16 protein-coding genes are annotated in these 21,198 nt (G+C 64.2%); 9 read left to right on the top strand and 7 right to left on the bottom strand.

Features of this window, described 5'->3' with window-relative positions; translation table 11 throughout:
- Positions 1-70: 70 nt before the first annotated feature.
- The 3 genes from I4484_RS17125 to I4484_RS17115 all read left to right on the top strand — a co-directional run bounded on the left by I4484_RS17125 (position 71) and on the right by I4484_RS17115 (position 2,289).
- Positions 71-1,102 carry a Tat pathway signal protein gene (locus I4484_RS17125; RefSeq protein WP_197448433.1) on the top strand — a complete coding sequence of 344 codons (1,032 nt, stop codon included), beginning with the start codon at positions 71-73 and terminating at the stop codon, positions 1,100-1,102.
- 128 nt (positions 1,103-1,230) lie between these two features.
- Positions 1,231-1,665 carry a thioredoxin TrxC gene (gene trxC / locus I4484_RS17120; protein WP_197448432.1) on the top strand — a complete coding sequence of 145 codons (435 nt, stop codon included), beginning with the start codon at positions 1,231-1,233 and terminating at the stop codon, positions 1,663-1,665.
- 27 nt (positions 1,666-1,692) lie between these two features.
- Positions 1,693-2,289 (top strand): hypothetical protein, encoded by a 597-nt coding sequence (locus tag I4484_RS17115; protein ID WP_197448431.1) that lies wholly within the window; start codon positions 1,693-1,695, stop codon positions 2,287-2,289.
- Positions 2,290-2,332: 43 nt separating this feature from the next.
- Here I4484_RS17115 and I4484_RS17110 read toward each other — a convergent pair whose 3' ends face one another.
- From I4484_RS17110 to I4484_RS17100, 3 genes are all read right to left on the bottom strand, one after another.
- A complete protein-coding gene (locus I4484_RS17110; protein WP_197448430.1) occupies positions 2,333-2,986 on the bottom strand; it encodes a 5'-methylthioadenosine/S-adenosylhomocysteine nucleosidase in 654 nt (217 codons plus the stop codon).
- Positions 2,987-3,013: 27 nt separating this feature from the next.
- Positions 3,014-3,346: an antibiotic biosynthesis monooxygenase gene (locus I4484_RS17105; protein WP_197448429.1), complete on the bottom strand. Its 333-nt coding sequence runs from the start codon at positions 3,344-3,346 to the stop codon at positions 3,014-3,016.
- 121 nt (positions 3,347-3,467) lie between these two features.
- A complete protein-coding gene (locus I4484_RS17100) occupies positions 3,468-4,109 on the bottom strand; it encodes a DsbA family oxidoreductase (RefSeq protein WP_197448428.1) in 642 nt (213 codons plus the stop codon).
- 125 nt (positions 4,110-4,234) lie between these two features.
- Here I4484_RS17100 and I4484_RS17095 point away from each other — a divergent pair, with 125 nt between their 5' ends.
- The 5 genes from I4484_RS17095 (at position 4,235) to I4484_RS17075 (ending at position 8,941) form a co-directional block, all read left to right on the top strand.
- Positions 4,235-4,633, top strand: coding sequence for a GFA family protein (locus I4484_RS17095; RefSeq protein ID WP_197448427.1), 399 nt, complete (start codon positions 4,235-4,237; stop codon positions 4,631-4,633).
- 97 nt (positions 4,634-4,730) lie between these two features.
- Positions 4,731-5,585 (top strand): DUF6544 family protein, encoded by an 855-nt coding sequence (locus tag I4484_RS17090; RefSeq protein WP_197448426.1) that lies wholly within the window; start codon positions 4,731-4,733, stop codon positions 5,583-5,585.
- Positions 5,586-6,035: 450 nt separating this feature from the next.
- Entirely contained in the window at positions 6,036-6,656 is a 621-nt protein-coding gene (locus I4484_RS17085) for a hypothetical protein (RefSeq protein ID WP_197448425.1), read from the top strand.
- Positions 6,657-6,659: 3 nt separating this feature from the next.
- A complete protein-coding gene (locus tag I4484_RS17080; protein ID WP_197448424.1) occupies positions 6,660-7,730 on the top strand; it encodes a DUF262 domain-containing protein in 1,071 nt (356 codons plus the stop codon).
- A gap of 539 nt (positions 7,731-8,269) precedes the next feature.
- A complete protein-coding gene (locus I4484_RS17075) occupies positions 8,270-8,941 on the top strand; it encodes a hypothetical protein (protein WP_197448423.1) in 672 nt (223 codons plus the stop codon).
- A 251-nt stretch (positions 8,942-9,192) separates the two neighbouring features.
- Here I4484_RS17075 and I4484_RS17070 read toward each other — a convergent pair whose 3' ends face one another.
- The 4 genes from I4484_RS17070 to recC all read right to left on the bottom strand — a co-directional run bounded on the left by I4484_RS17070 (position 9,193) and on the right by recC (position 19,976).
- Positions 9,193-9,948 carry a phosphatase PAP2 family protein gene (locus tag I4484_RS17070; protein ID WP_197448422.1) on the bottom strand — a complete coding sequence of 252 codons (756 nt, stop codon included), beginning with the start codon at positions 9,946-9,948 and terminating at the stop codon, positions 9,193-9,195.
- A 61-nt stretch (positions 9,949-10,009) separates the two neighbouring features.
- Positions 10,010-12,367 (bottom strand): exodeoxyribonuclease V subunit alpha, encoded by a 2,358-nt coding sequence (gene recD / locus I4484_RS17065; protein WP_197448421.1) that lies wholly within the window; start codon positions 12,365-12,367, stop codon positions 10,010-10,012.
- A complete protein-coding gene (gene recB, locus I4484_RS17060) occupies positions 12,364-16,338 on the bottom strand; it encodes an exodeoxyribonuclease V subunit beta (RefSeq protein ID WP_197448420.1) in 3,975 nt (1,324 codons plus the stop codon). Before recB ends, recD begins: the two co-directional genes overlap by 4 nt.
- On the bottom strand, positions 16,335-19,976 hold the full coding sequence (recC, locus tag I4484_RS17055) for an exodeoxyribonuclease V subunit gamma (RefSeq protein WP_197448419.1): 3,642 nt from the start codon (positions 19,974-19,976) through the stop codon (positions 16,335-16,337). The genes recB and recC overlap by 4 nt, the downstream gene beginning before the upstream one ends.
- Positions 19,977-20,146: 170 nt before the next feature.
- Here recC and I4484_RS17050 point away from each other — a divergent pair, with 170 nt between their 5' ends.
- Positions 20,147-21,139: a 5'-nucleotidase gene (locus I4484_RS17050; RefSeq protein ID WP_234283708.1), complete on the top strand. Its 993-nt coding sequence runs from the start codon at positions 20,147-20,149 to the stop codon at positions 21,137-21,139.
- Positions 21,140-21,198 lie beyond the last annotated feature (59 nt).

Below are 21,198 nucleotides of genomic sequence, written 5' to 3'. Positions count from 1 at the left end.
TCATGCGCTCGGAGGCGGTGCTGGCGCTAAACTGAAGTCAGCAAGGGGCGACGACGGGACGGGGCAGGCGATGAACTACGAGCAGGTGGTGAGGGACCTCTGGCGCCATGGCGACGGGCAGGTGCCTGATCATGCCGCAAGGCTGAAGGAGCTCATTCGCTATGCCACCCTGGCCCCTTCCGGCCACAACACCCAATGCTGGCGCTTTCGCATCGCCGAGGATGCCATCACCATCCTGCCGGACCTCACCCGGCGCACCCCGGTGGTCGATCCGGACGACCACCATCTCTACGTCTCGCTGGGATGCGCCGCGGAGAACCTGAGCCTGGCGGCGCGGGCGCTCGGCATGCAGGGCGAGGTGACCTTCAATGCCGAAGGCGCCGGCGAGGTGCGCGTCATGCTGGCGCCCTGCCAGCCGGAGGTCACGCCGCTGTTCGAGGCCATTCCGGCCCGCCAGTGCTCGCGCACCGACTACGACGGCTCGCCCATCACCGATGAGGAGCTGCACCTTCTGCAGGCCGCCGGCACCGGGCATGGGGTCTCCATCAGCTTGCTGACCGAGAAGAAAGCGATAGAAAACGTACTGGAGTACGTGCTTCAGGCCAACGGCCTGCAGGTCGGTAACCGGGCGTTCCGGCAGGAACTGGAGACCTGGATCCGCTTCGGCGACCACGAGGCGATCAAGGCCGGGGATGGGCTGTTCGCCCGCTCGATGGGCAGCCCCGCTACGCCTCGCTGGCTGGGGCGGTGGCTGTTCCGCACGCTGTTTCGGCAGGGCGCCGAGAATGCCAAGGTCGCCCGACAGGTACGCAGCTCCGCCGGCATTGCCGTGTTCATCTCACAAGCCGACGACCGGGCGCACTGGGTCGAAGCCGGGCGCTGCTACCAGCGTTTCGCCCTGCAGGCCACGGCACTCGGCATCTGCAACGCTTTCATCAACCAGCCGGTCGAGGAGGCGAGCGTGCGCCCGGCCTTCGCCGAGGCCCTGGGAATCGTCGGCGGGCGCCCCGACCTGGTGGTGCGGTTCGGCCGGGGCAAGGCGATGCCGCGCTCGCTGCGGCGGCCGGTGGAAGCGGTTCTTGTCTCCTCGGTCAGCGCATAGGGCTGGCATGAGCCGGGCCGTCTTCCATTCGGCTCATCGAGACTTGCCTACCAGATTGCGCCTGGCTTTGCTTTCGTCGCGAAGGCCTCCATATTTCTATTAGTCTTTATTCATTCTGGAGCCCTGCCATGTCCGATTCCCTTCACCTGGCCTGCCCTCACTGCCTGGCCATCAACCGCGTGGCCACGGCGCGTCTGGCCGCCTCGCGCTGCGGCAAGTGCAAGCAGCCGATGTTCACCGGGGCACCCCTGGAACTCACCGGCGCCAACTACGCGGCGCTGATCGAGCGCAGCGAGCTGCCGGTAGTAGTGGATTTCTGGGCTGGCTGGTGCGGGCCCTGCAAGATGATGGCGCCGATCTTCGCCCAGGTCGCCGCCGAGCTGGAGCCGCGCATCCGCTTCGCCAAGCTCGATACCGAGGCGGAGCCGGGACTGGCCGGACGCTTCGGCATTCGCAGCATTCCCACACTGATCGTGTTCAAGCAGGGGCGTGAGGACGCCCGCCAGGCTGGGGTTTTGCAGGGCTCACAGCTCAAGCGCTGGCTCGAGCCGTACCTGGTCTAACGCTTTCACTTGAACGGAGCCCTTACCATGCCTCGCATGATTGCCGCGCTGTTGCTTGCCCTGCCTTTTTGCGCTTCTGCGCTGGCGTCGACACAGTACCAGCATCACTCTCCCTACGCGGGTTTCGAGGAGCGCGAGATCAAGAGTCTGTCGCACGATGACATCGAGGAGCTACGTCGCGGCGGCGGCTGGGGGCTGGCGCTGCCGGCCGAGCTGAACGGCATGCCGGGGCCGGCCCATCTGCTCGAGCTGAGCGATCAGATCCCCCTCCGGGATGAGCAGGAAACGGCTATCGAAGCACGTTTCGAGAACATGCAAAGACAGGCGATTGAAGCCGGCGAACGGCTGATCGAAGCCGAACGCGCCATTGAGAAGGCATTCGCCGAACGCAGCCTGGAAAAGGAGGGGCTGCGTCGGCTGCTCGCACAGGCCGAGGAGGCGCGGGCCGAACTACGCTTCGTGCACCTTGCCGCTCATCTCGACACCCTGCCGTTACTCGATGACGACCAAGTTGCGCGCTACAACCAGCTGCGTGGCTACGCCAGCGAGGAGGAAAGCCCCTGCGACAGCGTGCCCGAGGGGCACGATCCCGAGCGCTACCGCCAGCACATTGGGTGCGAGTGAAGATACGTGGCGAGAGAAAAGGGGCGCTTGGGTCTCGCCATCCTCAGCGCGCCAGCAGCCCCTCGGCCAGCGCCTCGCCGAGCCGATCCACGGCGGCGGCGAGCTTCTCGTCGATGACGTGCAGGTACTCCGTCCAGTCGTCGACGTGATGCAGTTCCGCCTTGCCGTCCGAGATGCCGCGCAGCACGACCAGCGGCACGTTAAAGCGCATGCAGGCGCGCAGGCAGGCGTAGCTCTCCATGTCCACCATGTCCGCTGCAATGGCGGCATAGGCCTCGCCCGAGACGATATTGGCGCCGGTGGAAAGCGTGGCCTCGGCAATGTCGGGAATGCGCAGCGGCAGGGGCAGGATCGCCGGCAGGTCGAGGAAAGGGGTGATCCCCTTCTCGAAGCCCAGCGGCGAGGCGTCCATGTCGCGGTAGGCGATGGAGCTCGCCTGGTAGATCTCGGTCTGCTCGAGCGAGTGGCTGCCCGCCGAGCCCAGCGACACCACCAGGTCCGGCAGGCGCCCCCGGTGGGCGTGCGCGGCGAGGGCCGCGGTGAGCTCCACCGCCGCCTCCACCGGGCCGACGCCGGTCATGAACGGCGCGAAACGCTGCCTGAGATGCGGGCCGTATTCGGCCTCGGCGGCCATGGCAAAGAGCACGTTGCAGCCGCCGAGTGTCGTCAGCGGCGGCGTGCCCGATGCCGCGCTCATGCGTCGATCCTCGCCTGAGCCTGAGCCTCAGCCATTGCCATCGTTGCCGACCGTCTGGATGACCTCGAACCCCTCGAAGTTGGGCGGGCCCAGGTAGAGCCCCTCGCGCTTGCTCTGGCCGGCGTTGGCGTGGGCCTTGCGGAACGCCTCGGAGTGGGTCCAGGCTTCGAAGTCCTCGCGCGAGCGCCAGATGGTGTGCGAGGCGTAGAGCACGTGGTCCTCCTTCTCGGGGCCGCGCAGCATATGAAACTCGACGAAGCCAGGCAGGCCCTGCAGGTGGGTCTCCCGCTCCAGCCAGATCTGCTCGAACTCCTTTACTCGCTCGGGGTTGACCCGAAAACGGTTCATGGCGATGAACACGATAATGCTCCTTGTGGTCGGGCGGCGGTTGGTCACCGCAAGACGATGACACCGACGCCGATAGGGGGCAAGCAGGTAGAGATGGTTCTGTCTGGCGCTTGCCTACTGGGTTGGGTGGCTTTCAACCTCTGCCGATCGACTCGAGAATCGCCCGGCGCAGCGCCTCGGGCGGTTGGGCGCCCGAGAGGCCGACTGAGTGATTGATGATGAAGGTGGGTACACCGCTCACGCCCAGGCGCCGCGCCTCGTCGAGGCCTGCTTGTACCTCGCTGCGGCCCTGGTCGCCCGTGAGAAAGGCGGGTATGTCGACATCCGCCAGCCCGCCGTCCCGGGCGGCCTTGGCCAGTACCGCGCCGTCACCGATGTCCTCACCCTCGACGAAGTAGCTGCGGAAGAGTGCTGCGACCACGGCCGACTGGACGCCATGCTCCCTGGCGAGCCAGATCAGCCGGTGGGCATCGAAGGTATTGGGCGTTCGCGTCATGCGCTCGTGGTGAATCTCGATGCCCGCCTGGGCAGCGGCGGCCTCCACCTGGGCGTCGAGCGCCCGGGAGCGCTCCCACGAGCCGAACTTGGCGGTGCGGTACTCGCGCCGCGACAGGCCCCCGGCGGGCATGTCGGGGTTGAGCTCGAAGGGGTGCCAGGCCACCGAGACGCTGATCTCTCCGGGCAGTTCGGCCAGGGCGAGGTCGAGGTGGCGTTTGCCGATGAAGCACCATGGGCAGATGGCATCGGAAATCACGGTGATGTCGACGTGGGGCATGGTCGCGGAGCCATTGGATCGGGTTTCCTCGAACCCTACCACCTTCCGGCCGTGTTTGACGTCGGTTTCAGCCATCGGGTAGCGAAAGGGGTATCGTAGGCGAAAGCCACCGGGGAGAGTTGCCGATGCACCAGGGAAGCTGCCTGTGCGGGAAAGTGACATACGAGTACCGCGGCGAGATCGAGGAAGTCTCCATGTGCCACTGCCAGCAGTGCCGAAAGGCCCAGGGCTCCGCCTTCGCCGCCGTGGCGCCCATCCGCTCGGCCGAGTTTCGCATCACCCGGGGTGCGGAGTACCTCAAGGAGTACCGCGCCACCCCGAACAAGGCGCGGGTGTTCTGCACCGAGTGCGGCAGCCCACTCTACAGCGCCCGTGACGACCTGCCCGACGCCAAGCGGCTGCGGCTCGGCACCCTGGATACGCCGATAGCGCCCGGCAAGCGCTACCACGCCTGGGTCTCGTCCAAGGCCGAGTGGTTCGAACTTACCGATGAGTTGCCCAGGTTTCCCGAATCCGCTCGTTGATTGATCTGGGCTCGCACAAGAAGGGCACGGAGTAGGGAAGAGCGGAACGAGAAGAGAACAAGAGCAGAGAACGAGAACAGAGCGCAGGAGAGACCGGATGGCGTACCTGGCAATAGCGGTGGGTCTGCTGCTGGTAGCGGCACTGGCCATGCAGGCCTGGCGCCTGGCCGATAACCGCGCGATGGAAAATTCTTGGGCATGGCTGCAATCCCAGGCGCCCGCCAGCGTCGAAGCGTTCGACCCCGCCATGGTCGAAGGCCTGCCCGACGCCGCCCGGCGCTACTTCCTCTTCACCATCTCCACGGGCACGCCGCTTCACGTCGTCAGTGAAATACAGATGACAGGCGAGATCGGCCTCGGTAGCAAGGAAGCACCCGGCTACCGTCCCATGCAGGCACGCCAGATCCTCGCGCCGCCGCACGGCTTCATCTGGCACCTCGAACGGGCCGGCGCCGGCCTGATGCAGATGAGCGGCTCGGACGGCATGGCGAACGGCCGTTCCTGGACGCGCTTCTGGCTCGACGGCACGCTGCCCGTCGCCAGGGCCGGGGGCGACGACAACCACCTGCGCGCCTCGTTCGGCCGAGCCGTGGCGGAAGCCGCCTTCTGGGCCCCGGCATCGCTGTTGCCCCAGCATGGCGTGCGTTGGGAAGAGACCGGCGAGCCCAACTTGGCACGCGCGATCATCACCCACGGCTCCCTGGAACAAGCCATCGAGATCGCCGTGGCCGAAAACGGCCAACCGCGCTGGGTGCAGTTCCAGCGCTGGAGCAATGCCAACCCCGAGAAGGCGTGGCGGCTCCAGCCCTTCGGCGGCTACCTGGACGACTTCCAAAACTTCGAAGGCTACACCCTGCCCACCAGGGTCGAGGCAGGCAACCACTTCGGCACGGAGGCGTATTTTCCGTTCTTTCGGGTGAGGGTGGAGGAGGTGCGGTTTCCAGAAGGGTAGTGCTTCATCTTTGGTCAGGCTTCATTAATGAGGGTATGGGAAACGCCATGTCACGGTGCTAGGCTGAAACGCAAAGACACATAACGGTACCGTCATGCGCATAGGAACAGTTCGAATAGAAAGGGAATCCACCGAGCATCATATCACTTATGACCCGGTTGCCAAACGAGTGCAGGTAACAGGCGACGACATTTTTCTGTTCGACAATATCAGCGTAATCGAACTTCGCGAATGCAGCTGCCAGAACTTTGTCAGAATCGATGATTCAAAGCCCAAAACTATGAGGTCTAGATATTTTCTTTACCAGACCGCTCTCAATCAGAGTTTTAAACCCCCTTTCTATTCTTGCCTCAGGCACCCTGAAATTTTAATGGGTAGTGGAGGTGTGATATTAATCGCACGTGAACGCAAGAAGAGATTTTTTGCATTGAAGCAAGCTTGGAGTACGTAATGTTCGCTTCAACAGAGGAGTTGCGTGCCGCAATCCTAGCGACTGAGCCTGCTCTGTTCGTGTCACGGTGTATCATTGAGCCCATTCCCTATGCTTTCGCAGGTGATGCAGAGCTCTGGATAGATTGGAAAACACGACTAGCAGCACACCTTGAAGTTGATCCATATGAAATAGTACTCGCGGGTAGCGGTGCCCTAGGGTACAGCCTTAATCCACACAAAGGATTTTCATCCTTTCATTCAGATTCGGACATAGACGTCTGCGTGATAAGCCTTTATCATTTTGAAGCAGCTTGGCGATATCTAAGGCAAACAAGGTCAAGCTGGTTGTCGCTACCGGCTAAGACGCGTCGTTCACTGGATTTTCATAGAAAAAACTATGTCTTTTCGGGGACTATTGCTACAGATCTGATACTCCCTTTGCTTCCTTTTGGCAAGCGATGGCAAGAGGGGTTGGACGATATGTCAGTACAGCCGCCAACTCGAGGACGCGAGGTGAAGCTAAGAATTTACCGTGATTACGATGCTCTCAGAGCTTACCAAGCAGAAGGGGTGAAAAGCTTGAGAACGGAGCTGCTTCACATTGCTGAGGCAGAAGAAGAAATACCGCTACAGGAGTAAGTAATGATAACGTCTGAGAGTTTTCTGCATACAACGCACAGAACAGTCTCGTGGTTCAATAAGGCAAATCAACGAGAGGAACTGGTCCTCGCTGCACCTTTCCAGCGCAACCCCGTCTGGACTGATCGCCAGAAGTCTTACTTGATAGATACTATATTGCATGGATTGCCTGTTCCCGAGCTTTATATGGTAGATACGGTCGATGATAATGGCGAGGAGAGGCATATCGTAGTCGATGGGCAGCAAAGAATACGCGCCTGTTTGGATTTTATTGAAGGTGGTTATGAGTTAGAAGGAGGTGATCTTCAAGCTCGCTGGGTTGGTCTCAAGTTTGAAGACCTGTCGCCTGAGGAAAAACAGCTTGTGTTTTCCTATAAGTTTGTCGTCCGAGTGCTGCCAAATATGCCTGAGGAGGAGCTAAGGAAAATATTTGCTCGTTTGAACAGAAACGTTGTGGCACTAAATGAACAGGAACTTAGGAACGCTACTTACTGGGGGCCCTTCATAAAAGCAATACAAGAAATGGCTGATCAAGATCCTTTTTGGTCTGAGGCAGGTGTTTTTTCTGCTAACGATCATAGGCGCATGTTAGACCACGAGTTCCTTAGCGAAATGGCTGTTGCCTTCTTGCATGGACCGCAAAACAAGAAAGACAAGTTGGATTATTATTACCAACTGTACGAGAGGGAGTTTGAGGCGAAAGAAGATCTGGTTAGGACATTTAGGGCTGTCACTGGTGAGATTTCCCAGTTGCTGCCTGATCTTGTAAAGACGCGATGGAGGAAGAAGTCTGACTTCTATACATTGTACTTATGCCTCGCAGAAAAAACTGACGATCTGCCTTTCTCGCAAGATGTGCGTGAGCGTGTGAGTGGCCGGATTCGTTTGCTGGGGGAAAAGGTTGATGCGCTAGCTCGACTCGAGGAAGAGGATTGGGAGGAGCCAAGCCCCGATGTGGCGCGCTATGCGCGTGCGGTTGCCCGGGCGGCGTCTGATAAAGGAAACCGCGTTGCACGTGCGAACGCATTTAATAGCTTCGTCTTTGAGAAAGAGGCTTCGAATGATGGCGACTAAAAACTATATTCTATTGGCTGAGGGGAGCGCGGACGCCCGGTCGTTTTGGCTATGTGAAAGTGAATGCCTAACAAGGATATCAGTTCTCGGCATGTCCGCTGCTGAGCTTCCATTTAATAATTTTCGTTAACGTACCATTATCTTTTAGCCGAAATCTTACATTTCCAGGGGAGGCTGACTACCGCAGCCTCACCAACACACTCACCCTCTTAGTCTCATCCTGCATTCCGCGGCCTGTTTCCACCAGCGTGAGCCAGTCCATGCGCGGATAATGCCGGTACAGGCCAGTTCCCGAGTGAGGATGGGTTGAGGCGTCGGTAGCAGCATGAGGGTTTGAGCTCATGGGTTTATGCACCGCTATCACGATACGATTTCTACCATCTGAAGATGGCGTTATATACCCAATTGATGTTGCGGCTGACTTCGCAGGCGAAAAGAACGGCTTATGGCAGGCTGTGGCTAGGGGCGCTTGAGATGGACTTCGTAAAATGCTATTAATTTTTTCTCCATTGGTTTATAAATTAATTCAAGGAGAGTTTATGAGTCGTAAAATGGGTGTAGATAGTGCGATTTTCTTGGCGGCTTTCACGGCGCTTTTGTATACGTGGAGCACGGCATATTATCATGGTTACATTGGAGTCCTAAACTTGAATGCAGATATGATGGAGAGGAATTTTCATCAAATAATTTATGATGGTTTTTTGATATCGTTTGCGCCGGTTCTTGTGATATTGATAATCTCTGCCATGTGTCTATGGGCTTATTCGCATGCCGTATTGCCAAGCTATACAGATTGGCTGAAAAGCTCTGTTGGTCGGAAAAGAAAAGTAGTTAGAGTCAGGCGTTTATTTTTTGGTTGTCGAGGCGAGACAGTGTTGGAATTAAGGGCGAAGTCATCAACTGTAAAGGCGGCGCTTTTTGCCTTTGCTGGTATTTTTTATATAGTTAGTCTGGGGTTTTTTGATCGAGAAGGTAAAGTTAGGGCTGAAGAGTTTCTGTCTGTTATAGCTTCAGAAGATCATCATTATTCTAGAGTGATAAACGCTCAGGTGGGAGGCGAAATAAAAAAACTTATTTTTATAAGGTGTGGTGTCAGAAATTGTGCCGGCTTAGAGAAGAATGAGGGGGTCATATATTACTTTGACAGCTCTAGTGGTTATTCGTTTACTTATGCGCTGCCTAAGGAAGTGGAAGTGGCAGCGGCAGATTGATCTCGCTGTATTTGGTTGGTACGGTGATGGATGCCAACATCATTGTTGGTTCTGCTTAAACCTCCTCAACCCACTCACTCTCACCACCTCCTCGTCACCGCCTCATCCAGCACTCCACGCCCTGTCTCCAACAGCGTGAGCTAATCCCTGGCGCCGGGGCTCCCGATGTAGACCAGCTCCCGCGTGAGGATGGGGTTGGGGCGTCGGCAGCCGCAGCACCATTGATGCTGCGGCTGCCGTCGCTTGAGCAACTACTCGGTGCCCGAGCTGCTCTCCTCTGTCTCTACCTGCCCGCGCCGCTGCAACCAGCGCATCACCAGCCAGCACAGTGCGGCCCAGGCCGCTCCGGCGGTCCAGCCGGCAAGTACATCCGTGGGCCAATGCACGCCGAGGTAGACGCGGCTCATGCCCACCAGCAGGGTGAGCAGTATCGCCAGTATCAGTAGGTAGGCCTTCAGCCTCAGCGCCGGCTGTACACGGATGAGCAGGGCGGCCAGGGTGAGGTAGGTAACGGCAGACATCATCGAGTGGCCGCTGGGGAAGCTCGCGGTGTAGACCATGGCTTCATGCGGCACGAGGTCGGGCCGAGGTCGATCGAAGCCCATCTTCATCAGCGTGCTGAGCAGCATGCCGCCGGGCACTACGATCGAGGCAAAGAGCGCCGCCCGATAGTGTCGGGCGAGTAGCAGGTAGCCCAGGGCGCCCAGGGTGATCACGACCAGTACACCGACACCACCGAGCGCGGTGAAGTCCCGCCCCATTTCCTCGACCCAGCCCGGGCCGAGCGGATCGGTGTGATCGGCAGGATTGCGCATAGAGAGCAGCAGGGTCTCGTCGATGCTCTGGGTCTCTCCCTCGATGACGGCATCGGCCAGCTCGATGAACCCCCAGACCCCGCCGGAAAGGACCGAGACGCACAGCAGCACTGCCAACTCGTAGCGGCCGAGCCGAGCCAGCAGGGATAGCCCGTGGCGTCTCACATGTTCGATTTTTCTGTAGTGCTTCATTGGCAGCTCCCTTGCTTTGATAACTATACATGTCGATTTCCAGGACAACCCTTGGGCTTTATTACAACTTACCCAATCCACTCACCCTGACCACCTCCCTCGTTACCGCCTCATCCAGCATCCCGCGGCCCGTCTCCACCAGCGTCAGCCAGTCCCTTGCCCGGGTGATACCGGTGTAGACCAGCTCCCGGGTGAGGATGGGGTTGGGGGCGTCGGGGAGCAGCAGGGCGGTGTGGGTGAATTCCGAGCCCTGGGACTTGTGTACCGTCATGGCGAACACGGTTTCCACCGCTTGCAGGCGGCTGGGTAGCACCCACTTGATGTCGCCGCTGCCGTCGCTGGCCGGGAAGGCGACGCGCAGCAGGGTGCGGCCGGCCATTTCACTGGCGCTGCGCGCTTCGGGCACGGCTAGGGTGATGCCGATATCGCCGTTCATCAGCCCCAGGCCGTAGTCGTTGCGGGTGACGAGCACCGGGCGGCCTTCGAACCAGCCCTGTTCCAGCTCCAGGTCGCTGGCCTTGAGCCAGCCGGCGCGGCGCAGGGCGCGGCCGATGCGCGGGTTCAGCCCTTCGATGCCCCAGGGGCCTTTCCTGAGGGCGCACAGCAACTGGAAGTGGCCGTGGGCGGCGAGTACCTGGCGCGCCCAGTCGTCGTAGGGCGGGCGCGCGTCGCCTTCGCCGAAGAAGGGCTGGGTGGGGCGCGCTGCCTGCATCACGTCCAGGTAGTGGGCGTAGCCGCGGGGCGGTGCGATGGGCTCGCCGCGGCGGTCGTGTCGGCCTTCGCCGCCGTTGATGAAACCGGCCGGGTTGCCGTTTACCACCAGCCGATCCAGCGCCGGGTCGTCGGCGTCTGCCAGGGCGAGGCGGGCGATGTCGGCGTAGCGTGACTTTCCATCGGTGCCGAAGATCTCGCGTACCGCGCGTTTCTTCTCTTTCTGCCCATGCTCGGGTGCGAGCGGGCGATTGACCGCTGCGGCGAGCTGGCCGATGCCGCTCTTGGCATCGAAGCGGTGGCTCACCCGCAGCATGGCGATGGCCTGGTCCAGCGGCTGGCCGGTTTCGTCGCGGTATTGCTCGGGAATCGGGGTGCCGGTCACCCGTTGCAGCCAGCCGCAGGTGGCCGGGGTGTAGTGGCCGCCTTCGGCACGCTGGCACAGGTCGCCGAGCACGGCGCCGGCTTCCACCGAGGCGAGCTGGTCCTTGTCGCCGAGCAGGATCAGCCGCGCCCTGGGCGGCAGGGCGGTGAGCACGGCGGCCATCATTTCGATATCCACCATCGAGGCTTCGTCGATCACCAGGGCGTCCAGCGCCAGCGGGTTGCCGGCGTGGTGACGGAAGTGGCGGGTATCCGGTCGTGAGCCCAGAAGGCGGTGCAGTGTCGTGACTTCCGTAGGGATGCTGTTGCGCAGGGTCGGGATATCCACACCCTGTTGGCCCACGGCGGCGGCCAGTTCCACCAGCGAGAGGTTTTGCACCTGTTTGGCGATGGATTCGTTGAGCCGGGCGGCGGCCTTGCCGGTGGGGGCGGCCAGGCGAATGCGCAGCGGGCGCGGTGCGGCGGAGCCAACTGGGGCGGTTTCACCCAGGGCCAAGGCCTGCAGCAGGGCGAGCAGCTTGACCACCGTGGTGGTCTTGCCGGTGCCGGGGCCGCCGGTAATCACGGCGAAGCGCGAGCGGCTGGCCAGCGCACAGGCGGCCTGCTGCCAGTCGAGTTCATGCCCCGGGGTAAAGAGTGCGGCCAGCGCCCGGGCCAGGGTGACGGTGTCGGCTTCTGCCTCGGTGGCGGCAGTAAGTCGGCTGCCGATCAGGCCGCGAATGTCCTGCTCGTACTGCCAGTAACGGCGCAGATAGAGCCGCACGTTGCCGTCGCGTTCGCTGCGCACCAGCGGGGTGTTACCCGGCGGCTCGTTGCCGTCCGCCACCAGGGCGGGGTGGTGCAGGGCGTCGTGCCAGATGGCGAGATCCAGTTCGGCCAGCAGCTCGCTGGGCAGCGGCGGCGGGTCGCTCAAATCGTCACCTTCCGGTGGCAGCGAGAGCGCCAGGTCGGGGGCGGCGAGAGTCTGGGCGAGATCGAGGCACACGTGGCCGCGGCCAAGCTGATGGCTGGCAAGGGCCGCGGCGAGCAGCAGCAGGGGAGGGGCGTCGCTCATCTCGCGCTGGAAGAAGCTCGCCAGTGCGCGGTCCAGCGCGCGCAACCAGCCGCGCTCCACCCAGCGGTCGAGCAGGGCGAACAGCGCCTGGGTGTCGTGGAGCGCGGCTTGTACATTGCCCTGCGCGGCCTGGTTCGGTTTCGGCTCGGCTTGGGGCGGTTCAGGTTCGGCGCCCTCGTCGGCTGCCTGGCTGCGGCCTGCTGGTTCCTCTCCGAGATCGGCGAACAGGTCCGGGGTAGCGTCGTCGTGGTGCTTGCTGCGCTTGCTCATGCCGGCGCCTCCGTTGCCTGGGTGGCGGCGCTCGCCGCTGGGGTTTCGCCCTGGAACAGCGCATCCATCGCTTCGATCAGCTGGCGCGGGGGGCGCTCGGCGTGTACGCCGCGGCTCTCCGCATTGGCGCCCCGGAGAAAGACGGTGAGCGAGCCGCCGATATGGCGGTCGTAATCGTAGCCCGGCAGGCGCGCCTTGAGCAGCCGGTGCAGGGCCAGCAGGTAGAGCGCGTACTGCAGGTCGTAGCGCTTGGCGGCCACTGCCTGGCGCATCGCCTCTTGGCTGTAGGCGCTGTCGTCCGGCCCCAGGTGGTTCGATTTCCAGTCGGCCACGTAATAGCGGCCCTCATGCTCGAACACTAGGTCGATGAAGCCCTTGAGCATGCCGTTGAGGGTGTCGGCATCCAGCGCGGGGCGCGGCAGGCTGGCACCTGAGCTGTTCTCCGGGCTTGCCAGTGTGTAAGCACTTACGAGGGCGTCCAGCCGGCGGGTGTCGACCTGGCGCGAGGCGAACCAGAACTCCATCTCCACCTGGTAGCTCGTCAGTGTTTCGAGCGTAAGGCGGCCCGCGTCATTGGGTAGCGGCAGCGGGGCGGCGAGCAGGGTACCGAACCAGGCGTGCAGGGTGTTCAGCCACGGCTGCCAGCCGCGCACCTGGCAGCGCCGTGCCAGGGTTTCCTCGCGCAGGGCGGGGTCGCGGGCCACGCGGGCGAAGCCGTGCTCGCCGGCCCATTCCAGGATTCCGTGCAAGAATGTCCCAGGCCCGGGGCCTCGGGGGAACCGATGTAAGGAGGGCAACGGTTCGCTCTGGCCGCTGTCGCGGGGCTCCTCCAGCACCTCCAGCGCAGTGGCCTCCATGGCGGTGGCGGGTTCGGGCAGGCTGCCGCTCCGCTGCGCTTCGCTGTCATGGGGCTTAACAGGTAAGTCAGCCCTTACTGGGGCGCTGGCCGATGCGACGCTGACGATCTCGCCGGAGAGACGCAGCGCCGAGTAGCTGGCGATCCACCAGTGCTCGCGGGCGGGGCGCGTGGGGGTGCGCGCTTCTCCTAGGGCATCGTCGCGCTCGGTCTGGCGGACGATCTCGGCGTGGGCCGGCGGTGCGGGGGCGATCTCGATGGCGGCGCAGTCGCCCTTGAGCCGGGTGAGCGCGCTGGCGAATCCTGCCGGGCTCAGCGCTTCGCCGTTGGCCAGCAGCTGGCCGATGGCGCTGCCTTCGCCGCCCTTGAGCGGGGCCATGCCGAGCCAGGTGGCGTGGCGGGCGCGGGTCAGCGCCACGTAGAGCTTGCGCAGGTCCTCGCCCAGGCGCTCGCGGTCGACGGTGGCCAGGGTCTCGTCGTCGGCTTCCAGGCTGATGCGCAGGCGGCCCTCGGCGTCGTGCCAGCGCAGCGGCGAGTCGTCCTTCTTCGTCGGGCGATGGTTGCAGATGAAGGGCAGGAACACCAGCGGATACTCCAGCCCCTTGGACTTGTGAATGGTGATGACCTGCACCAGGTCCGCGTCGCTCTCCAGGCGCAGCTTGTGGGTATCGCCATGGCCTTCGGGGTTGGCGATGGCTTCGGCGAGAAAGCGGATCAGCGCGTGTTCGCCGTCGAGCTCCTGGCTAGCGTGCTGCAGCAATTCACCCAGGTGTAACAAGTCCGTTAGGAAGCGCTCACCGTCGCTGGCAGGCCCCCAGGCAAGCAGCCGCTGCGCCACGTCGAAGTCGTGGATGATCTTGCGTACCAGCGGCAGCACGCCCTGGCGTTGCCACAGCCGGTGGTAGTCGCGGAACTGCAGCACGCGGCCTTCCCAGGCCAGTTCGTCTTCGTTCAAGCGATCCAGCGTGGCGATATCGAGCCCCAGCACCGGGGTGGCCAGGGCGGTGCGCAGCAGCCTGTCGTCGTCGGGTGCCGCACAGGCGCGCAGCCAGGCGTCGAGCTGGGGGGCGACCGGCGAGGCGAACACCTTGTCCTTGTCGGAGAGGTAGACGCTCTTCACCCCGCGCCGGGCCAGCGCCTGGCGGATCGAGCGCGCCTCGCCCAGGCCGTTGACCAGCACCGCCATGTCGGAGGGCTTGAGCGGCTTGAGCGTTCCCTCTTCTTGTAAACCGGCACTGCCGCCCTCCGCAAACCCGGTGCGGCCGTTTAGCCCCTCGTTGAGCAGCTCCACCATGGTGGAGGCGCAGCGCTCGGCCATCTCCTGCTGGTAGGCGGTCTTGGAGAGCGGCTCGTCGCTTTCGAGCTGCCACAGGGTCATGGCCGGCAGCGGCTGGCCCTGGCGGGTGAGTGAGTCCTTGCGGCCTTTCGCTCCCACAGGCAGGAAGGGAACAGGGTTCCCCTCGGGCGAGTTGAACAGGAAGGCGCCGGGCGGGTGCGCTTCGGCGAATGCGAAGCAGCGGTTCACTGCCTCGACCATCTCGCGGCTGGAGCGGAAGTTGGTGCCCAGGGTGACGTGGCGGCCTTGGGTGTCGCGACGGGCGCGCAGGTAGGTATGGATGTCGGCGCCGCGGAAGGCGTAGATCGCCTGCTTGGGGTCGCCGATCAGAAACACACCGCACTCGGGGCGATTCTCACGGATGCGGTACACGCAGTCGAAGATGCGGTACTGCACCGGGTCGGTATCCTGGAACTCGTCGACCAGGGCGACCGGGAACTGGCGGCGGATCTGCGCTCCCAGCGCCTCGCAGTTGGGGCCGGTGAGCGCCCGGTCGAGATGGGTGAGCAGCTCGTTGGGGCCCATCTCGGCGCGGCGCTCCTGCTCGCGGTCGAGCCGCGCGCGGCACCAGTGCACGGCGTGGGTGAGCAGATCGGCGTAGGGGTCGGGCAGGGCGTTGAGTTCGTCCTGGAGCTTTTCCAGCGCGGCCAGCGCCGGGTGATCCGGCGGCTCGCCCTTGAGCCAGATATCGGCCATGCCCTGGGGCGTGAGGCGCTTCCAGGCAGCGTCGGTCAGGCCGGGCCAGGTGGCCTCCCCTTGGCACCATTCACGCAGGGCGCCGAGCCAGTTGGCGCGGCTCTTGGCGTTGAAGCTCTGGCCCTTGAAGGCCTTCTGCTGGGCGGCCTCCTCGAACAGCGCCTCGCACTCGTCCACCCACTGGGGCCAGGGGGCCTTGAGCTGGGCCAGGCGCTCGGCGGTCTCGTGGCTGGCATTGGCGATGGTCTCGGCCGGGGGTGGGGCGTGCTTGTCGAGTGCCTCGGCTTCGGGCATCAGCCCGCGCACGGCGGCGTGCAGCTGCTCGGGCGTGCTCCAGTGGCGCACCACGATGGCCAGCTCGTCGAGGTTGAGCGGGTAGTAGAAGCTGCGCCAGTAGTCGCGCACCACCTCGAGCTCCAGCTCGGTCTGGTCGTTTTCCAGGTCGAGCGAGAACAGGCTGCCGCTGTCGAAGGCGTGCTCGCGCAGCATGCGATAGCACCAGCTGTGGATGGTGGAGACGGCGGCCTCGTCCATCCATTCGGCGGCGAGTTGCAGGCGTCGGGCGCAGGCGGGCCAAGTGGCGGGATCGTATTGGTTACGGAGGGCGATCAGCAGTGGATCGGCCTGGCTCTCGGCGGTCGGGGCTGATCCGGCGTCAGGGCTTTGGTGGGCCGCTTCGTCAGCAGGATTTCGCGGAGGCGCTGTGAACCCATCCCTGGGCGCTACCGATGCCATCCCTGGCATAGGACCTCCGCTACATCCTGCTCCCGAAGCTTGGGCAGTGTCGGGCGCGGCTTCGGGCGCCTGTGGAGAGAGAAAGACATTGGCGGCCTCGACCAATCGCGCCCGAATCCGCTCGCGCAGCTCCTGGGTGGCGGCGTTGGTGAAGGTGACGACGAGGATCTCGGGCGGCGTGAGCGGGCGCTCGAAGGCGGTATTGTCGTCGGCCGAGCGGGCGCCGAGTACCAGGCGCACGTAGAGCAGCGCGATGGTGAAGGTCTTGCCGGTGCCGGCGCTGGCTTCGATCAGGCGGCTGCCGTGAAGCGGGAACTCAAGCGGATTCAGCTGCGTCACGTCGCTCATGCCTTGCCTCCCACTGTCTTCCCTCTTCCCTCTTTGCTCTTCCCTTCTTCTTTCTTGTCGCCTTTCACCGCCAGGTGTACCGGGGCGAGTAGCCGCTCGGTGAGTTCGGCGAAGCCGAGCCGGTCCTGGCGGGCTTCATAGAGCGCGGTGAAGCTCGGCCAGCGGTGGGCGAGGTAGGCGTTGCGGCCCGCCTCCCCGGCGTTGAAGTCGTCGCCGTTGTAGGTGCTGGCGGCGGCGCGCCAGGCGTCGCTGTCGCGCTCGGTATCAGGCGTTCCCAATTTGCTCAGCCACACGAAGGCGGTGTCGCAGGCCAGCGGCAGCGGCACCTGCATGCCGGCCTGCCAGGTGCGGACGATCTCGCGCAGATGTCCGCGGGCCGCTTCCGGATCGAGGGGCGGCAGGGTGACGTGGCCGGCCTTGGAGAGCAGCAGGCTGGTCATGGGCCTGTCGTTCAGGTGCCCGGCCAGGTGCGCGACCCAGTGGCGCAGGATGTGCGACCAGCGGTATTTGCCCTTCTTGACCAAGCTGCTGCTGGCGAGCACCAGGCGGCAGCGCTCGCCCGAGTCACTCTCGCGCAGTTCGTCGAGCCAGTCTTCGATGGGGGGGGCGCCGGGCACGTCGAGCTGCACCGGCTCGGGCTCCTCGATGGCGTGGGGCCAGGCTTCCAGCGCTTCCTCGTAGGCTTCGAACAGAGCGTCCATCGGTTCGCTGAGCTGCTCGCGCATGCGCTCGCCGAAGGCGCCCATGGCCAGTACGCCTTGGCCCTGCAAACGGTCGAGGGCGTCGAGCAGAACGGGCAGGCGCTCGCGGCCTTCGTCCACGGCGCGGCGCTGCTCGCGGATCAGCAGGTCCTGTAGCTGCCAGTTGGCGAGGCCGTCCAGGTCGAAGGGCTCGTGGTCGAGGCTGACGATGTCCTCGCGCTCCAGGAAGACCTTGAGCCGGGTGGTGAAGAAGGCGCGGGCCGGGTCGCGCAGGAAGTTGCCGAGTTGGGACAGCGTTAGCGGTGTGTCCTGCGTATATGGCTCCAGGTCGAGGGGCGCCGCTGCCGCGGCTACTTCACCATGCACCTCGCGCCACTCGTGGGCGTAGGTGAACAGCCGCCGGGCGGCGACGCTGCGCTCGGCCTGCTGCGCGGCGGTGGGGAAGTAGGTGCGGCTGAACGGCTGCAGCGGATGCTCGGTGGTGAGGGCTTCGAGCAGGTCGCTGCCATCGCTTGTACGCCAGCCGGCCTGGAGATGATCGCGCAGCTGGCCGACCAGCACCGAGGGCGGCTTTTCGCTGTTGTCGACGATGCTGCGACCCACCCAACTGACATAGAGCTGCTCCCGGGCGGAGAGCAGCGCTTCGAGGAACAGGTAGCGGTCGTCCTCGCGGCGGGAGCGGTCGCCGGGGCGGTAGTCGCCGTTCATCAGGTCGAAGTCCATCGGCGGGTGGCTGCGCGGGTAGTCGCCGTCGTTCATGCCCAGCAGGCACACCCGCTTGAAGGGGATGGCGCGCATCGGCATCAGGGTGGCGAAGTTGACCGCGCCGGCCAGGAAGCGCTGCGACAGGCTGGGTTCGTCGATCTGGGCCAGCCAGTGCTCGCGCACCACCGAGAGCGGCAGGTCGCGGGTCAGGCCGGCCTCTTCGGCGCTCTCCTGCCAGCTCTGCAGCGCCTGTTCGAGCTGGGCCAGCATCAGGCTGTCTTCCGGCGCTTCGGCCAGAAAGCCCGCCTCCAGCAGGGTGCGCAGGTGCGCTACCCAGCCGGCCAAGTCGGTGGGCTCGCGCAGGCGGCGCCATTGCGCCTCCAGGGTCTCCAGCAGAGCGGCCAGCGGGCCGGCCAGCGCCGCTTCCAGCCCGCCGATGTCGTCGAAGGGTTCGATGCCCTGCCACGGGCCGCTGGCGGCCTCGCCCACGGCGTAGCCCAGCAGCAGCCGGCGCAGGCCGAAGGCCCAGGTGTTCTGCTCCATGCCGGCGGGCAGGTCGAGGCTGCCGCGCTGGCCGGCGTCGAGCCCCCAGCGGATGCCGGCGCCCTCGATCCAGCGGCGCAGGGTGGGCACGTCCTGCTCGTCGATGCCGAAGCGGGCGCGCAGGGCGGGCACGTCGAGCAGGTCGAGCAGGTCGCTCACCGAGAGGCGCAGCTCCGGCAGGCGCAGCAGTTTCTCCAGCGCGATCAGCAGCGGCAGGCGGTGGCGGCTGCCCTGGTCGGAGAGGGTGAAGGGGATATGGCGCGGGTCGTCGCGTTCCAGTTGTCCGAATACCGCCTGCACGTGCGGCGCGTAGTGGTCGATATCCGGCACCATCACGATCACGTCGCGGGGCTTGAGCTTCGGGTCGGCGCTGAAGGCGGCGAGCAGCTGATCGTGGAGAATTTCCACTTCGCGTTGGGGGCTGTGGGCGGCGTGGAAGACGATGGAGTCGTCGCGGCTCGGGTCCACCGCCGGCCAGGTCTCGCGGGTCTCGTGCAGCGGGCGCAGCTCGCGGATGTCGTCCTGCAACTGCTGCAGCAGCCGGCCGTCGCCTTCGCGCACGAAGGGCTCGAACAGGTCGATGCGCAGCGAGTCGGCCCGGAACAAGGCCTCGTACTGCTGGGCGTCGTCGTGCTCGTCGAGCAGGCGCAGGTAGTCGCGGCCCTGCTTGCCCCAGGCGGCGAGCAGCGGCTGGGCGTGCAGGTGAAGGCTCTCGGCTCCGTCACCACCGGCGTCGCCAAGGCCAAGCACGTCGAGCCGTTCGGGCATGCCGGCCTTGCGCCGCTGTCGGTAGCGCTGGGCACGGAGCAGGTCCTTGTGTTCGATGATGTCGGCCCAGTAGTGCTGGCAGGGGTTGTGCACGCACAGCACCACCTGGCAGCAGCGGGCGATGGCGGCCAGGGCCTCCAGCGCCTGCTGCGGCAGCGAGGAGATGCCGAACACCATCACCCGTCGCGGCAGGCCGGGGGGGCACTCGTTGCCGCGAAGCTCGCGGGCGGCGGCGAGAAAGCGCCGGTGCACCATGGCGCGGCTGGAGGCCACGCCGTCGTCGCCCACGTCCTCGGCAACGCTGTTCACCACGGCACGCCACAGGGCGGGCTGCCAGCGCTGGGTGTCGTCGATAGGGCGGGCTTCGCCGCGGGCGGAGATCAGCACGTCCTCGCCGCGGGACCAGGCCTCGAGCCAGTCGGCGCGGTACACCTGGTACTGGTCGAGCAGGTCAGCCAGGCGCTCGGCGAGCTGGTGGTGCTTGCGCAGGTCGCTGTCGCCTTCGAGGAAGCGGCGCAGCGGAGCGAACTCGTCGCGCGGCATCAGCTCCGGCAGCAGGCGCAGCAGCCGCCACAGCAGGCGCGACTTGTCGAAGGGCGAGGTGGCCGGCACCGCATTGGGGTCGCCTTCCACGTGGTTGAGCACCGCGCGGTAGGCCTGCCACAGGAAGCGCGCCGGCAGCGTGACGTCCAGCGCGGCGGCGATTCCGCTGCCGCCGTCGGCCTCGTCGGCGGCCAGCGCCAGCTTCATCCACTGGCCGATGCCGTTGCTCTGCACCAGGATGGTCTCGTTCTCCAGCGGTGCCAGCGGGTGGCGCTTCATCCACTCCACCGCCACGCCGCGCAGGTCCTCCAGGCGATTGCCGTGAACGACCATGAAGCCGGGGGTGAGGGCATTCTCCTGGGGGGAGGCGAACGGCATGGCGGGTCCTTGCTGCGAACTTGAATACAGTTTTGCAGTTTTACAGGTTTACGCTTTTACCGTCATGCTCTTCCAGGCCGAGACGCCTCTACGGATAGGCGCTTGTCTGGCCGAAAGCTCTGAGGCATGGTCTGGAGATCGTGCGTTGCACTTCTTCATCAAGGACGGCCATGGCCTACGATCTCAGCGAACGCGTGGTAATCGGGCTGGCATCCAGCGCCCTGTTCGATCTGGAGGAATCCGATCGGGTCTTTCGCGAGCAGGGCGAGGCGTCCTATCGCATCTATCAGCGCGACAATGAGAACAAGCCGTTAAGCACCGGCGTTGCCTTCCCCTTTATCAAGCGCCTTCTTTCGTTGAACGAGCTGAGCCCGAATAATCCGCCCATCGAGGTGGTGCTGCTCTCGCGCAACGATCCGGAAACCGGGCTGCGGGTCATGAAGTCGATCGAGCATCATGAGCTGGGCATCACGCGGGCGATCTTCCTGCAGGGGCGCTACCCCCACCGCTTCATTCCGGCATTGAACATCAGCCTCTTTCTGTCGGCCAATCGCCAGGACGTCGACCAGGCGATCCTGGCCGGGCACCCGGCGGGGCAGGTGCTGTCGTCGGGCGATCTCGACCTGACCGACGAGGAGGAGCTGCGCATTGCCTTCGATTTCGATGGCGTGCTGGTCACCGACGAGTCCGAAACCATCTACCAGCAGCAGGGGATCGAGGCGTTTCGCGAATACGAGCGGGCCAATGCACAGGTGCCGGCGGAGGCGGGTTTGCTGGCTATCTTCCTGCGCAAGCTGGCGCATATCCAGATGCTGGAGAAGCAGCGCGAGGAGGAAACGCAAGGCGCTTATCGCCCCAAGGTCAGGGTCTCCATCGTGACGGCCCGCAACGCGCCGGCCCATGAGCGTGTCATCCATACCATGCGTAGCTGGGGGGTGACCGTCAACGAGGCCTACTTCCTCGGCGGCATCGCCAAGGAGCATGTCCTCGGCATCATCAAGCCGCATATCTTCTTCGACGACCAGGCGTCTCACCTTTCGGCAACCAGCGATATCCTGCCGTCGGTGCATGTGCCGTTCGGGCAGCTCAACCAGGGCCTCGTTTCCGGTGAGAAAGAGGCGACCCGACCTGCCCACTCTCTACCTGAAGAGAATTCGCCTTGAAATTAGCCCCCTCTCGCCACAACGACGAAGGGGGCGCTGGGCCCCCTTCTCCGTGTGCA

The organism is Halomonas sp. SS10-MC5 (genome assembly GCF_015992245.1).
GTDB lineage: Bacteria > Pseudomonadota > Gammaproteobacteria > Pseudomonadales > Halomonadaceae > Halomonas > Halomonas sulfidoxydans.
Note: the sequence above shows the minus strand (reverse complement) of the source record. Positions and strands in the feature narration are given on the sequence as shown.

Bases quoted from the DNA above. Each gene is read 5' to 3' on its own strand.
- I4484_RS17070 (WP_197448422.1), bottom strand. From the start codon at position 9,948: ATGAAGCACTACAGAAAAATCGAACATGTGAGACGCCACGGGCTATCC.
- I4484_RS17075 (WP_197448423.1), top strand. From the start codon at position 8,270: ATGAGTCGTAAAATGGGTGTAGATAGTGCGATTTTCTTGGCGGCTTTC.
- I4484_RS17090 (WP_197448426.1), top strand. From the start codon at position 4,731: ATGGCGTACCTGGCAATAGCGGTGGGTCTGCTGCTGGTAGCGGCACTG.
- I4484_RS17085 (WP_197448425.1), top strand. From the start codon at position 6,036: ATGTTCGCTTCAACAGAGGAGTTGCGTGCCGCAATCCTAGCGACTGAG.
- I4484_RS17110 (WP_197448430.1), bottom strand. From the start codon at position 2,986: ATGAGCGCGGCATCGGGCACGCCGCCGCTGACGACACTCGGCGGCTGC.
- recB (WP_197448420.1), bottom strand. From the start codon at position 16,338: ATGAGCGACGTGACGCAGCTGAATCCGCTTGAGTTCCCGCTTCACGGC.
- I4484_RS17095 (WP_197448427.1), top strand. From the start codon at position 4,235: ATGCACCAGGGAAGCTGCCTGTGCGGGAAAGTGACATACGAGTACCGC.
- I4484_RS17115 (WP_197448431.1), top strand. From the start codon at position 1,693: ATGCCTCGCATGATTGCCGCGCTGTTGCTTGCCCTGCCTTTTTGCGCT.
- trxC (WP_197448432.1), top strand. From the start codon at position 1,231: ATGTCCGATTCCCTTCACCTGGCCTGCCCTCACTGCCTGGCCATCAAC.
- recD (WP_197448421.1), bottom strand. From the start codon at position 12,367: ATGAGCAAGCGCAGCAAGCACCACGACGACGCTACCCCGGACCTGTTC.
- I4484_RS17100 (WP_197448428.1), bottom strand. From the start codon at position 4,109: ATGCCCCACGTCGACATCACCGTGATTTCCGATGCCATCTGCCCATGG.
- I4484_RS17125 (WP_197448433.1), top strand. From the start codon at position 71: ATGAACTACGAGCAGGTGGTGAGGGACCTCTGGCGCCATGGCGACGGG.
- I4484_RS17050 (WP_234283708.1), top strand. From the start codon at position 20,147: ATGGCCTACGATCTCAGCGAACGCGTGGTAATCGGGCTGGCATCCAGC.
- I4484_RS17080 (WP_197448424.1), top strand. From the start codon at position 6,660: ATGATAACGTCTGAGAGTTTTCTGCATACAACGCACAGAACAGTCTCG.
- recC (WP_197448419.1), bottom strand. From the start codon at position 19,976: ATGCCGTTCGCCTCCCCCCAGGAGAATGCCCTCACCCCCGGCTTCATG.